The organism is Dinghuibacter sp. (genome assembly GCF_035492835.1).
Classification (GTDB): domain Bacteria; phylum Bacteroidota; class Bacteroidia; order Chitinophagales; family Chitinophagaceae; genus Dinghuibacter.
Genome location: NZ_DATJIY010000132.1, coordinates 1 through 13,075, shown reverse-complemented (window position 1 = coordinate 13,075; position 13,075 = coordinate 1). Strand labels below are relative to the sequence as shown.

Genomic DNA, 13,075 nt, shown 5'->3' with positions numbered 1-13,075 from the left:
CCGGAAAACGGTAAATATACTTACCTGTTTGCTAAACGTCGCGCCTATTTTAGCACTCCTAAAAATGTTAATCTATGGCACACACAGCACGCAACATCGCCGTTACGCTACCCGCCGGGACCGGTGGAACGCTTTCGGCCTTCGTCGTCGGCAAGGACGGGGCCGTCCTGGAAACCGCTCCTTTTGCGGATGGACGGGCCATCCTCCAAACCGGGAAGGACACGCTAAAGGGCGCGAGGCTTTTTATAGGGCCGCCCTTTCCCAAGGACTTCCCCGCCTCCGCCATCGACGCCTATGCTCTGGCGGATGCAGGCGCCCAGCAGGTATCCGTGAACTTCACGGACAACCACGAGATCGCCATCCGGCGCCTGCCGGGAGATATCATCATCATCCCTCCCTTTCACTTCTGCGACGTGGTGGGCAACGTCACCAACACCGTAACCCTGGACGGCAAGGCCACGACGGGCCCCGTTTGCAAGGCAAAGGTGCACATCTGCACGGTCGACTGGTACTTTCGCTGGCCGATCTGGTTACGCCCCGTAATCCAGGAAAACCTGCTGGACCAGTTAAAGGACCACGTCGTCGCCCTAACCCCTTCGATACCCATACCCCCGCCCGAAAAAATCAACCGCCAGCTGCGGTCCCTGGCCCGCACCACAAACCGTGCATCCGCCGCGTCAAAACCCATACAGGCGGCGACCGGTTTGAAGCCACTGCCCTCGCACGTGCAACAGGACATCCTGTCCGCCACCCCCGACACCATCCATGAAATCGTCTACAACCACGCTGACATCCTGTTCCCTTACTTTTGCTGGTGGCCGGTATTCTGGTCGTGGTTTTACCGCGTCACCGAAAGGACCGTCGCGACCACGGACTGCAACGGTCACTTCGACGGCGGTCTTTTATTCTTCGGCCCGCAACCGGTGGAGAATATCTATGTATGGGTCGAGGCGCTCATCGGCGGCGTCTGGACGACGGTCTACCGGCCGCCCTTCCCTTGCGCCACGCACTGGGACTACAGCTGCAACACCGACATCGATATCAACCTGACCAATCCGTCGCTCCCACCCTGTAACTGCGAAGGTCAGGCCTCGGACGGCACCGTATGGTTCACCGCCATCGGCAACTACGGCATCGCCCTGGACATCCAGCAAAGCGACACCGCCAAGTCGCTGGGGAGAAACACCCTGGGCTGCACGAACCTCTACGACGGCAACCAGCTCTGTCCCTTCGGCGCCACCCTCGACCTCGGCCTGGCCTTTGGCAGCATCCTGCCGCCTGCCGCCTACTATCGCTGGAAATATACCCTGGCTTACGATTCCGGGCTCAACCCGCTGACCGGCCAGACGCCTCAGTATCTAACCCCGTCCATCGCCCGCCCCTATCTCTGGCAGAAGTCCGACGGCACCTGGCAGACCGGCGCGATTAACCTCCAGGCAACCGACGCCGGCGGGACCGTCGCCTACTCCATCCCCAACTTCGACGTAACCAGCTATCCCGGCGTACCGGCCACGGCAGAATGGGTATCCTTCAACTTCGTCAGCGCCTACCTCGACAGCAACAGCATTCCTAACGGCTATGTCGCCCGCTTCGAGCTCGAGCTGCTCAACATGGATTCCGCCGGACTATTCGAGGTCGTTTCCGTTCCCGATCATACTTTCCAGGTCTCGATCAACACCGACGTGTCAGGCGGCTATGGCGGATCAACGGACGCCCCTGCGGCCTACCTCACAGCCGACCCTTCCACGAGCGGTAACGCGCTCGCCCTTTCCGTGCTCGTCCGCGTCGACAACGCCCCCATCACCATCCAGCTCAACCCCGCCACCCTGGCTGGCTCCGGCGTCACGGGTCCCAACCCCTGCGGTTTCCTCCAGTATACCGACACGACCCAGGAGGTCATATTGAGCTTCCAGGCATCCGAACCCTTTGGTTTCGCCACCTTCGGGTTTTCCGTGTCCAAGGGTAACGTTGGGGTTATCCTGGACGCAAACGGTTATGTGTTCCAAAGCCCCTCGCCGTTCATCCTCTCCGCCGGCACCTATACATCCTCCGGCGAAACCGTGGGCGATCTGCTAGGCTCCTGCACCCGCGCGGCCTTTGCCGAAAACCTCACCGTCTACCACCTGGCCACCAACGGTAGCTCCCCGCTGTGGGAAACCTTCGCCCCGCCTTACTACGGCTCCACCGCCGCGGCATTTGCGCTCACCAACACCTGAACCTACACCTTCATCCTATGCCGGGCCCGCGATGAGCGGGCCTTTTTTTTCGCCGCCCTTCCCATTCTCCTTTGCCCGCCAACGCATCTAGTTTATCTTATGGGTCTTAAGCTCCACCATGAAATACTTTTTCCACCTCGCGTCGCTCGCCACCACCAAGCGTCTCGTCGTCGCCACACGTCTCGTCATCGCCGCGTGCCTCCTCACCAGCGCGGCGCCCGTTCTGGCGCAACAAACCGAAAAGCCACCGCTCCACGGCAACCACTGGATGGCCGTCACCGGCAAGCCGCTGGCCGCGGAAGCCGGCGCGCAGATCTTTCAGCAGGGTGGCAACGCCATCGATGCGGCCTGCGCCATGCTCGCGGCCGTTTGCACGATGTGGGACGTACTGAGCTGGGGTGGCGAGACCCAGGCCCTGATCTATAACCCGCACACCGGGAAGGTCGTCTCGATCGCGGCGCTGGGATACGCGCCCACGGGCGCCACACCGGCATTTTTCAAAAGCAAGGGGTATGACTTCCCGCCCGAATACGGCCCGCTGGCCGCCGTTACACCCGGTACCCCGGGCGGTTTGTGTTATATGCTGGCCGAGTACGGCACCATGAGCCTCAAACAGGTCCTCGCCCCCGCCATGGAAATGGCCAAAGGCTACGCCATCGAGGCGGAGACCGCGGGCAGCTTCGAGTCGCAAAAACGCCGCATCAAGCAATGGCCCTACAGCAAAGCGCTTTTCCTGCCGCACCTGGGCCAGTCCAGGGAAGCCCCGGAAGCAGGCGAAGTTTTTGTCCAAAAGGATCTCCTGGCCACCCTCACCAAAATGGTCGAAGCCGAAGACGACGCCCTGCGTCACCACAAAACACGGAAAGAGGCGATCTATGCCGCCTTCGACCGCTTTTACAAAGGCGACATCGCCCAGGAGTTCGTCCGCGGTTGCCAGGAGCAGGGCGGGTTGATCACCATGGAGGACCTCGCCCAATGGAAACCGGTCGAAGAAGAACCCATGCACACCAACTACCGCGGCGTCGAAGTCTATAAGCTCCGGCAGTGGACCCAGGGCCCCTCGATGCTCCAGGCCCTGAACATCCTCGAGAATTTCGACCTCAAAAGCATGGGCTACAACAGCACCCGCTATATCAATACCGTCTACCAGGCTATGAACCTGGCCTTTGCCGACCGCGATTTTTATTATGGCGATCCCACCTTCGCCACCAACCAACCCATGGCCGGCCTCCTCAGCAAGGACTACGCCAAAGCCCGCGCCGCCCTCATCGACAGCGACCACAACAACGCCGCCGTCGCCCCCGGCGATCCTTATCCCTACGAAGGCAAGACCAATCCCTTCACCACCCTATTGGACCAGCGGGCGCACATGAGCTTCGCCACCCCGCGCGGCGGCGCGACGCCTAGTACCGGCGGCGCCATGAACGGCGGCACCGCCTCAGCCACAACACCAGCTGCCCCGGGAAACGCCTCGGCCCTATCTGCCGCGGCACCCGACCTCGCCTTCGACCAAACCCCTGCCGGCGCCCCCTTCGATGAGGCGCTTTACCACGACCGCCTCTGGCGCGGCACCACCAGCATCGAAGCCGCCGACAAGGATGGCTGGGTCATCTCGGTCACCCCCAGCGGAGGTTGGCCTCCGGCCGTTATCGCGGGCCATACCGGCGTCGGCATGAGCCAGCGCATGCAGAGCTTCGTCCTGGACTCCATCATCGACCCCTTCAACGTCGTCGCCCCGCATAAGCGCCCGCGCGTCACCCTGACGCCCACCCTCGCGCTCCGGGACGGCAAACCCTTCCTCTGTTTTAGCGTACAGGGCGGCGACACCCAGGACCAGAACCTGCTCCAGTTCTTCCTCGACATGGTGGAATTCCACATGACCGTCCAGGAGGCGACCGAAGCCCCCAACATCAATACCGACCAACTCTGGCTGTCCCTGGGCGGGGAGCACATCGAAGACCGCCGCCCTCGACCGGGCCACATCCTCCTGGGTAACTCCATCCCTGCCTGGACGCGGCTCGACCTCCGCCGCATGGGTTACGTCCCCACCTATGGCGACCGCACCAGCGGCCCCATCAATGCGATTTTTATCGACGCCAGGCACGGCACCCTCTGGGGCGGCAGCAGCAATAACGGGGAGGACTATGGCATCGGGTGGTGACAACCCAAAAATAACATCGGTGACATCGGCGTGTTCTTTACCTTAGCGCAAACACAACTCAACAGTATGAAACGCACTGCAACCGCACACTGGAATGGCGACCTCAAAAATGGCAAAGGCGACATCAGCACCCAAAGCACCGTCCTGAACCATTCGCAATATTCATTTAACACGCGTTTTGCCGACGGCGTCGGCACCAACCCTGAAGAACTGCTGGGCGCCGCCCACGCCGGTTGCTTTACCATGGCCGTCAGCGCCGTGCTGACCCAGCAGGGCATCACGCCCGGGGACTTGACCACCAAGGCCACCGTCGAGCTTAACCCCGCCGAACAAAGGATCAGCCAGATCACCCTGGAGCTGACTGCGTCGACAATCGACGGCGTCACCGAAGAAAAATTCAAGGAAGCCGCCGAGCTGGCCAAGGCCAATTGCCCGCTGTCCAAGGCGCTTGCCGCCACGCCGATCACGCTAACGGTCGTTTATCAATAGCGCCCGCACCGCGCCGCCGCCCGCTTCAACAACGCGTCTCGGGCGGCGCGCCGCCGCGCCTTTGGATCGTCCAGCCCGCGCAGTATAGTCCAGGGGTGTTCGCAAACGCATATCGCGTATATTGCGACCTATGCCATGGACTTATAACGACAGCTATCCTTCGGTCGACGACCTCCGGGAAAAAGCAAGGAAACGCATCCCCCGCTTCGCCTTCGAATACCTCGATGGCGGTTGTAACGAAGACGTGAACCTGCACCGGAATACGTCCGACATACGGGAAGTGGAGCTAAAGCCCTACTACCTGAATGCCCACGCGGGTTCCGACATGAAGACCGAGTTGTTCGGACACGTCTATGACGCGCCCTTTGGTATTTCCCCGGTGGGTCTGCAGGGTCTGATGTGGCCAAACGCCCCGGAAATCCTCGCCAGGGCGGCGCACCGCCACAACATTCCCTTTATCCTGAGCACCGTCACGACGTCCGGCATCGAACGCATCGGCGAGCTCACCGAGGGCAAAGCGTGGTTCCAGCTATACCACCCCGCCGACAACGCCCTGAGGGACGACATCCTCAACCGGGCGGAGGCCTCGGGTTATCCCGTGCTGGTCATCCTTTCCGACGTCCCCACCTTCGGGTATCGCCCCAGGGACATCCGGAACGGGCTGGCCATGCCGCCGCGCATGACCTTCCGTAACATGCTCCAGATCGCGGGTCACCCCAATTGGGCGCTCCGGACCCTGCTCCATGGACAACCGGCGTTCGAAACCATGAAGCCTTACATGCCCAAAGGCCTCAACATGAAACACCTGGGTTTGTGGATGAACCGGACCTTCTCCGGCCGTCTCAACCCTGAAAAAATAAAACCCATCCGCGATCGCTGGAAGGGCAAGCTGGTCGTAAAAGGTATCGCCAGCGTGGAAGACACCGAGACCGCCATCCGGCTTGGCCTCGACGGGATCATCGTCTCCAACCACGGCGGTCGCCAGCTGGACGCCGGCGAGTCCTCGATCCACGCCCTCGGCCCCATCGCCGAACGATATGGCGACAAGATAAAAATTATGATGGACAGCGGCCTCCGCTCCGGCCCCGACATCGCCCGCACACTGGCCAGCGGCGCCGCCTTTACCTTTCTCGGCCGCTCGTTCATGTACGGCGTTGCCGCCCTCGGCGCCGAAGGTGGCAACCACACCATCGCCATTCTCAAAACCCAACTCCAACAAGTCATGGAACAGATCTGCTGCGCCCGCACCGCGGACTTCCCGCAGCACCTCATCCGTTAGGCGCCGACGGCCCGGCGAACGCCGATGCCCCGTTGGACGCCGGCGGCCCCGTTGCCGATGCCTTAAAGTATTCGATATACCGCGACAGCTCGGCGTTAAGCCCCCAAAACGCGTGGTACATCCCCAGGTCGAACTTCCGGTAACCTCCCTGCCGGAAAACCAGGATCAGGTAACTGATGTCCCGCTGCTCCCTGGTATTGACATGGACCGTCCCCGTGAGGATGGCCGTCTCGGCGACGTCGCTCCACCAATAGGTCGACCCTTCGATCGTAATACCCTTGTCGTCGATGTGCAGCCGGTGCCCCCGCCGGTTGTCGGCGATGAGGCTGGTCACGATCATGAGCACGCCGATGATGATCATCCAGTATACGACTTGCCCCAACGTAAAAAGGCTCACCAGGATGATCCCTACCACCAATGGCACGATATAGCTGCGCGCGTAGCTGGTGAAAAGACCCGGCTTGAATTCCTTGAAGGGCGTCCCCGCGCGCACGCGCGCCAGGCTTCGCAATGCAAAAGTGGACGCCACGTCCACGCGGGAAGTACCATAGTACCGCTCCTTCAGCTCGGAAAGCAACATATCCCGGGCTTCCACCAGCGAAGGGGAAATCACTCCCTACCCCTCCCGCGTCCCTCCGGCGGATTCCGCGGATCGGTCTTCGCCTTCAGCTGATACTCGTGCGGCGGCGCCACGCCCATCAGGTACTTGACGAAGTAATCCCACCGGCGGCGCATCATGTAAGGTGAATATTGCCCGTAGCCATGCGGACTATTCGGAAAGACCACGAGGTCATAATCCTTGCCCGCCTTCTCGAGGGCCTCGACGACCAGCAGGGTATTCTGGGGCGGAACGTTATTGTCCATCAATCCATGCGCAAGCATAAGGTGACCCTTCAGGTTCGCCGCGTAGTTCTCGTTGGCTTGGGCGTTGTAATCCGAATTACCCAAGAGGCCGTCATAACGCTCGCCCCAGTCGTCCTCGTAGTTGCGGTTGTCGTGGTTACCCGATTCCGAAATACCCACCTTGAAGAAGTCGGGATAACGGAACATGGCCGTAGCCGTGGCAAAACCGCCGCCGGAGTGTCCCCATATACCGACGCGGGCCGTATCGATGTATCCAAAACGGGCGGACAGCTGTCGGATACCCGCGATTTGATCGGGGATGGTGTTCTCGGCCATGTTGCCATAGCTCATGTCATGGAAGCTCTTGGAGCGGAGCGGGTTACTCGTGCCTTCCAGGACGACCACCACAAAGCCCAATTCCGCCAGCGCCTGGTTGTCGCCGCGGGAGGCGGCAAACGACCAGCTGCCGACGCTACCGCCCTGGGGACCCGGGTAGATATAGTCGATGACGGGGTATTTCTTGTTGGGGTCGAGGTGCGTGGGCGTGAACAGCAGCCCGTAGAGGTCGGTGGTCCCGTCGTGGGCTTTGACGCTAAACGGCGTCACGGGTTTCCAGCCCGTCGCGACGAGCCGGGAAATATCAGCTTTGCCCACGGTGACGAGCAGCTTGCCATCGAGCGAACGCAACACCGTCGTACCCGGAACGTCCGGTTTGGAGTAGGTATCCAGGAAGGTCTCCCCGTCGGGCGAGAGGGTGACGATGTGGTTCCCCGGCTCCGGCGTCAGGAGCGTGAGGTTCTTGCCATCGAAATCGATCCGGTAGAACTGGCTGAAATAAGGGTTCTCGGGTTGACGGCCATCGACGATAAAATAGAGTTTCCGGTTTTTCTCGTCGACCTTCAACAATTTGGTCACGACCCAGTCGCCTTTGGTGATCTGGTTCTTGACCTTGCCGGTGGCCGCGTCATAGAGATAAAGGTGGCCCCAGTTGTCCCTTTCGGAATACCAGATGAATTCGTTGGTCTTTGCCAGATAACGCCAGTTGATCGTACCCTGACCGGATTCGAATTGCGTGGGGACTGTCTCCTCGAACACCTCCCGCACGGCGCCGGTGGCCGCGTCCGCGATCCGGACCTTTTCATCCTTGTGGTCCCGGGAAGTGGAAACGAAAGCGAGCTGCGAACCGTCCGGGCTCCAATCGACGTCGTCGAACGTCCCGCTGCTGGAGATGTCGTCGCTCAGCGTAGCGCGATGCGGGTCCGGAGCCACCTGGAGCCGGATGACCTTCGGTTGATCCACATCGATGACCACGCGTTGGATGGTGATGATGTCCTTATCCCCGGGAAAGGCATATTTCCACGCCTTGAGCGTGGGTTTGCCCACGTTGGTGGTCACGAGGTACATGTCGCTGGCGTTGCGCTGGTCCTGCTGGAAGGTCGCGATCTTTTTGGAGTCCGGCGACCAGCGCAGGACAGGCCCGTCGCTGGTCTGCCAACCAGCGTTGCTGGTGGCATAGCCAAAATCCTTGACGCCGTCGGTGGTCAGCTGTGTCTCCTGGTTGGTCTTGAGGTCGCGCACCCAAAGGTTATAATCCCGGATGAAAGCGGTTTTGCTGCCATCGGGTGAATTCACGGATTCGCCGCCCCGGCGCCGGCCCGCAAAGCCGCCTTCCGGTTCCGAGTCACGACCGGCGGATTCGGTACATTGACCCGATGCCGGGTCGTATTTCCAGCGCTTGCCGGCGGCCCGAAAGACAATGGCGGCGCCATCATAGGTAAAAGTAGTAAACGGTAACTGCGATGCATCCACAGCCGACCCTGTCGCAGACGAAAGCGCCGCCGCGAGTTTCACGTGATCGAACGCCGCCCCGCGCGTTTTCTTCACCGGGTCCACCAAAACAAACCCGCTGCCCGTGGCCGTCAGGTCCCGGAACCAAAACCGGCCGTCGGGCAACCAGTTGGGTCGCACCTGACCATGGTCCACCAGCGGTTCTGTATTATATGTCAACATGCTTTCCGCCCGGGCGTAGTCGCTCTCGGTCAAGCCCTGTTGGGCGCGGGCAGCCACACTCCACCCGCACAAAAGGATGATACAGTAGATTTTGCTCATAGGGGCTGAATTTACTATAAACCCGGAGTCCGCCCGGCCGCATTTACACGAGCGGTCGCCCGCCGGCCAATCAGCGATCCCATGCCGCCCAGCCCGATCAAGGCAGCGGTTTTGCTGGCGGAAAGTCAATAGGAATCTCCGTCATGCGGAACACATAGTTCGTAAAGCTCATCACGTTGATCAACACCATCAGGTCCATCAGCGCGGTCTTGTCGTATCCTGCCGCAAAAAACGCCTTCAGGATGTCCTCCGAAACGGCGCCGCGCTGCTCGATCACCGACCTGATCACCGCATAGATCGCCTGCCAGCGTGGATCGGGTAATCTGCCCGCCCGGAGCAGCAACGTCTCTTCCTCCGTCCAGTGCGCCTTGAGGGCACTCAGCGTGTGGGACGCAAGACAATACTCGCAACCGTTGAGCTCGGAGACGATCAGGAATACGCCTTCGCGCTCCTTTGCATGAAAGGTACCCTTCGCCTGCGCCTGGACATACGCCATATAGGATGCCAGTGCATTGCCCGAATACCCTATGGTCGCATACAGGTTCGGCACCTTGCCCAGCATTTTGTTCAGCTGGTCGAAGACCGCTTTTGCCTCAGGCGAAACGTCGTCATACGAGGGGACTGTAAAGAGGGACATAGAAGAGGAGATTTTACCCTAATATAGCACGTTCCAGTACGATCAGCTCCAACCGGTCCCCCCAGGGGAAAGGCAGCGCCTCCCCCGTGCGTACATATCCATGCCGCTCATACCACGCGATCAGCTCCGGCCGCCGCGACAGGACCGTGATCCGGATGCGCCCGTAACCACGCTCCCGGGCGAAGTCGACGGCGGCGCCCATCAGCTTTTTGCCAATCCCCGCGCCCTGTCGGTCCGGCCGAACGCTCAACAATCCCATATAAAGGGCGTCGGCCTGTGGCTGCAAGTATACACAGCCCAGCAGGCCGCCATCAACGAATGTCAAAATCATCCCTTCGTTCAGCAGCCGTCCAACCTCGGCCGCGTCCGTCCGCGGCCCCTGGAGCAGGTGCGTCTCGTTGGTCCAGCCGGCGCCCTCTCCGCGGTACGCCGTATTTACAAGATTGACAATCAATTCGATCTCGTCGCCGGAAGCCAAAAAAATCCCCATAAGCGTGCATTTTTAATTCAAAAACCCTATCTTCATTTCAAATCCGTATCCCATGTATCTCTACATGCATCCGACCCTGATGTGGTTCACCCTCCTTTCTTTCTGGATCATCGTCATTGCCTGTAACCTCTATGTGGGTTACGTGCAGGTGCGCCTTTTCCAAAAGGGGCTGCTCGACAGCCGCTGGCGCCTCGGATCGAGCATCCTGAAGTCCGCCCTCACGCTGGCCACCGAACGCAGCGACATCCGGATGATCCGCCGCGCGACGATCATGTTCAACGTGTCGATCATCGCATTCCTGGGATTCCTGGGCGGCATCACCGCGATGGCAACCGTATAAGGCTTACCGTGTAAGCGTCTCGCTCACGAACCTTAGCAACGCCTCAAGGGAAGCGGACACGCCGTATTCCCCCGTCTTCACAACGAAATCGGGCGAAACGGGCGGCTCATACGGCGCACTGACGCCGGTAAATTCGGGCAATAGCCCGAGACGGGCCTTTTTGTACAACCCCTTTACGTCCCTTTCTTCGCAGACCGCCAGCGGGCAGTCTACAAAGACCTCGTAAAATGCCGTCTCTCCGCAGATCGACCGGTTGCGCCTTCGGTCTTCCACCATGGGTGAAATACACGAGACCAAAACGATCAGGCCACTGTCCCTGAGGAGCCTGGCCACTTCGGCGATGCGGCGGTTGTTTTCCATCCGGTCCTCCCGGGTGAACCCCAGGTCGCGGTTCAAACCCTTGCGGACCACATCCCCGTCGAGCACGACGCTCCGGTGGTTCCCCTCCACCAAAGCCTGATGGAGCCCGTTGGCGAGCGTCGTTTTGCCGGCGCCGGATAAACCCGTAAACCAAAAGATCGTTCCCATGATTATCGCTTGATCATCTTGTCTTTGATCACTTCCTGCATGACCTTGTCCCTCAGGTTCTGGCTGACGGTTACCCGTGCGATCCCCACGTCCAGCACGTTCCCATCGATACTTTTGATCTTTCGGATGTTGACGAGGTAAGACTTGTGCACCTTTATAAAATCACCCGCCGGCAGCTGTTCTTCCAGACCCTTGATCGTTACATACACCATCAGCTTCCGCGATAGGGTATACAGCATCACGTAGTTGGCCATGGCTTCCGCGTATACCAGCTCGTTGTAAAGCACCTTTTCGATCTGGTTATTGCATTTTACGAAAAAATGGTCATCCTGCGTGGCGGCCGGGGAGCGCCGCACCGCCAGCGCCTTGTTACAGGCCTTGACAAAACGGTCGAAGGCGATCGGCTTAACGAGATAGTCGAGCACATCCAGGCCATAGGCCTCGGCGGCGTACTCCGCATAAGCCGTGGTGATAATGATGCTGGGAGGCGCGGTCAACCCCCGCACGAAGTCGATCCCATTGATCTTGGGCATGTCGATGTCCAGGAAGATGACGTCGATGTCTTCCGCGCTCAGCAGCGGTATGGCCAACAAGGGATTTTCCGCCTCGCCCGCCAGCTCCAGAAAGTCGATGTCCTCGGCGAACTCCCTGAGGACCTTCCGGGCGACCGGTTCATCGTCGATGATGATACACTTCAATTTCATGATAGCTCGATGATTAGATTTGCCTCGTACAGCTCCTGGTCCGCCCGGGTGGTGAATTCATACCGCCGTCCATACAACAGGTCCAGCCGGCGCCGGAGGTTGGCGATCCCGATGCCGCCCGACCGCTGGGGGACCACCGCCTGTAGCCGCTCCCTGGTGTTGACGATGGTGCAGTACAGGAACCGGCCGTTGGTGTGGAGGCGGATACCGATCCGGTTTTCCTTGTCCGCAAAGTTGCTCACGAATTTAAAGGCGTTTTCCACGAGCACGATCAGCAACAGGGGCGCGATCAGCAATTCCCCCTTGGCGCCCGCGGCGTCGAAGTCCACCCGCAGCCTTTCGTTTTTGCGGAGCCGCTGGAAGTCCACGTAGTTTCTGATATACGCTATTTCCTTACCGAGGCTGACCTTGTCCGCTCCGCAATCGTAGAGCTGATACCGTAGCAGCTCCGAAAACTGCAACAACGTCTCCCGGGCAACTGCGTTGCTTTTGTCGATATGTCCATAGACGGTATTGAGCGAATTGAACAGGGCGTGCGGGTTGATCTGCGCCTTCAGATAGGCCAGCTCGCCCTGGGCCCGTTCCTTTTCGAGCCGTTCCACCTGTTGCTCATGACGTATGCGATCCACGAGCATTTTGGCCCCCGTCAGCAGCAATACCCACAAAGCAATGTTCAGCAGGGAATCGATATAGACGTGCGGGTTCCCCGGGTAGAGCGTCCGGGCGATCAGCGCACGCAAGCCCGCGGATACCACGATCGTCCCGATCACCGCGGCGGCGAACCATACATACCGGCGCTTCAGGAGCAACCGGGGCACGAGCACGTTGTTCACCAGGTAATAGTCCGCCGTTATAAAGGCGAGATAACAGAACTGCACCGTCATGGTCCGGCTCAGCGTAAAAGAGTAATTCCGGAAAACCATTACCCAGATACCATAAATCGCCGCCCAGAAAAGGATATGATATACCGCCAACCGCCTGGTCACGTTTTTCCTCCAAAGGTAACACGCCCCGCGGCTATAGGGGTAACGCTTCATCAAGGAAAACCCCTGGATGGTGTAAAAAACCGGTCTTAAGGCTGGTCCGCCAGGATAAAACGGATGTTTTGTCTTCTGAAAGCGTTGACTTTCCTGCCGTTTTGTTCGGCCGGTATCCATTTGGGGCCTCTCCTTATGGCGTTGACGGCTATTTCCGCCAGCTTGGTCCCCTGCATCGTCATTGCGGCTACGTCGCTCACCACGCCATCCTTGCTGACGATAAATTGCACCGTGCAGGTACC

General features: G+C 59.8%; 13 protein-coding genes. 5 read left to right on the top strand and 8 right to left on the bottom strand.

The features are described 5' to 3' along the window. Positions 1–74 precede the first annotated feature (74 nt). The 4 genes from VL547_RS12185 (at position 75) to VL547_RS12170 (ending at position 6,145) form a co-directional block, all read left to right on the top strand. A complete protein-coding gene (locus VL547_RS12185; protein ID WP_325578081.1) occupies positions 75–2,216 on the top strand; it encodes a hypothetical protein in 2,142 nt (713 codons plus the stop codon). A 118-nt stretch (positions 2,217–2,334) separates the two neighbouring features. Further along, positions 2,335–4,377 (top strand): gamma-glutamyltransferase family protein, encoded by a 2,043-nt coding sequence (locus VL547_RS12180; protein ID WP_325578079.1) that lies wholly within the window; start codon positions 2,335–2,337, stop codon positions 4,375–4,377. Positions 4,378–4,443: 66 nt separating this feature from the next. Continuing rightward, positions 4,444–4,866: an OsmC family protein gene (locus tag VL547_RS12175; protein ID WP_325578077.1), complete on the top strand. Its 423-nt coding sequence runs from the start codon at positions 4,444–4,446 to the stop codon at positions 4,864–4,866. Positions 4,867–4,996: 130 nt separating this feature from the next. Next, positions 4,997–6,145: an alpha-hydroxy acid oxidase gene (locus tag VL547_RS12170; RefSeq protein ID WP_325578075.1), complete on the top strand. Its 1,149-nt coding sequence runs from the start codon at positions 4,997–4,999 to the stop codon at positions 6,143–6,145. Here the strand turns inward: VL547_RS12170 and VL547_RS12165 are convergent. The 4 genes from VL547_RS12165 to VL547_RS12150 all read right to left on the bottom strand — a co-directional run bounded on the left by VL547_RS12165 (position 6,135) and on the right by VL547_RS12150 (position 10,224). Beyond that, the gene (locus VL547_RS12165) at positions 6,135–6,725 is read right to left on the bottom strand and encodes a hypothetical protein (RefSeq protein ID WP_325578073.1); all 591 of its coding nucleotides are present in this window, start codon (positions 6,723–6,725) and stop codon (positions 6,135–6,137) included. The genes VL547_RS12170 and VL547_RS12165 overlap by 11 nt on opposite strands. A 29-nt stretch (positions 6,726–6,754) precedes the next feature. Further along, on the bottom strand, positions 6,755–9,097 hold the full coding sequence (locus VL547_RS12160) for a S9 family peptidase (protein ID WP_325578071.1): 2,343 nt from the start codon (positions 9,095–9,097) through the stop codon (positions 6,755–6,757). A gap of 97 nt (positions 9,098–9,194) precedes the next feature. After that, positions 9,195–9,734, bottom strand: coding sequence for a carboxymuconolactone decarboxylase family protein (locus VL547_RS12155; RefSeq protein WP_325578069.1), 540 nt, complete (start codon positions 9,732–9,734; stop codon positions 9,195–9,197). 13 nt (positions 9,735–9,747) lie between these two features. Beyond that, on the bottom strand, positions 9,748–10,224 hold the full coding sequence (locus VL547_RS12150; RefSeq protein WP_325578068.1) for a GNAT family N-acetyltransferase: 477 nt from the start codon (positions 10,222–10,224) through the stop codon (positions 9,748–9,750). Between the two features lie 52 nt (positions 10,225–10,276). Between VL547_RS12150 and VL547_RS12145 the strand changes: the two genes are divergently transcribed. Next, positions 10,277–10,564 (top strand): hypothetical protein, encoded by a 288-nt coding sequence (locus VL547_RS12145; protein WP_325578065.1) that lies wholly within the window; start codon positions 10,277–10,279, stop codon positions 10,562–10,564. Between the two features lie 3 nt (positions 10,565–10,567). Here VL547_RS12145 and cysC read toward each other — a convergent pair whose 3' ends face one another. The 4 genes from cysC to VL547_RS12125 all read right to left on the bottom strand — a co-directional run. Next, positions 10,568–11,092, bottom strand: a complete 525-nt coding sequence (gene cysC, locus VL547_RS12140) for an adenylyl-sulfate kinase (protein ID WP_325578063.1) — start codon at positions 11,090–11,092, stop codon at positions 10,568–10,570. Positions 11,093–11,094: 2 nt separating this feature from the next. Beyond that, positions 11,095–11,796 carry a LytTR family DNA-binding domain-containing protein gene (locus tag VL547_RS12135; protein ID WP_325578061.1) on the bottom strand — a complete coding sequence of 234 codons (702 nt, stop codon included), beginning with the start codon at positions 11,794–11,796 and terminating at the stop codon, positions 11,095–11,097. Next, the gene (locus VL547_RS12130) at positions 11,793–12,782 is read right to left on the bottom strand and encodes a sensor histidine kinase (protein WP_325578058.1); all 990 of its coding nucleotides are present in this window, start codon (positions 12,780–12,782) and stop codon (positions 11,793–11,795) included. The genes VL547_RS12135 and VL547_RS12130 overlap by 4 nt, the downstream gene beginning before the upstream one ends. An 86-nt stretch (positions 12,783–12,868) precedes the next feature. Then, positions 12,869–13,075: energy transducer TonB (locus VL547_RS12125; RefSeq protein WP_325578056.1), on the bottom strand; the 207-nt coding region annotated here is incomplete at its 5' end.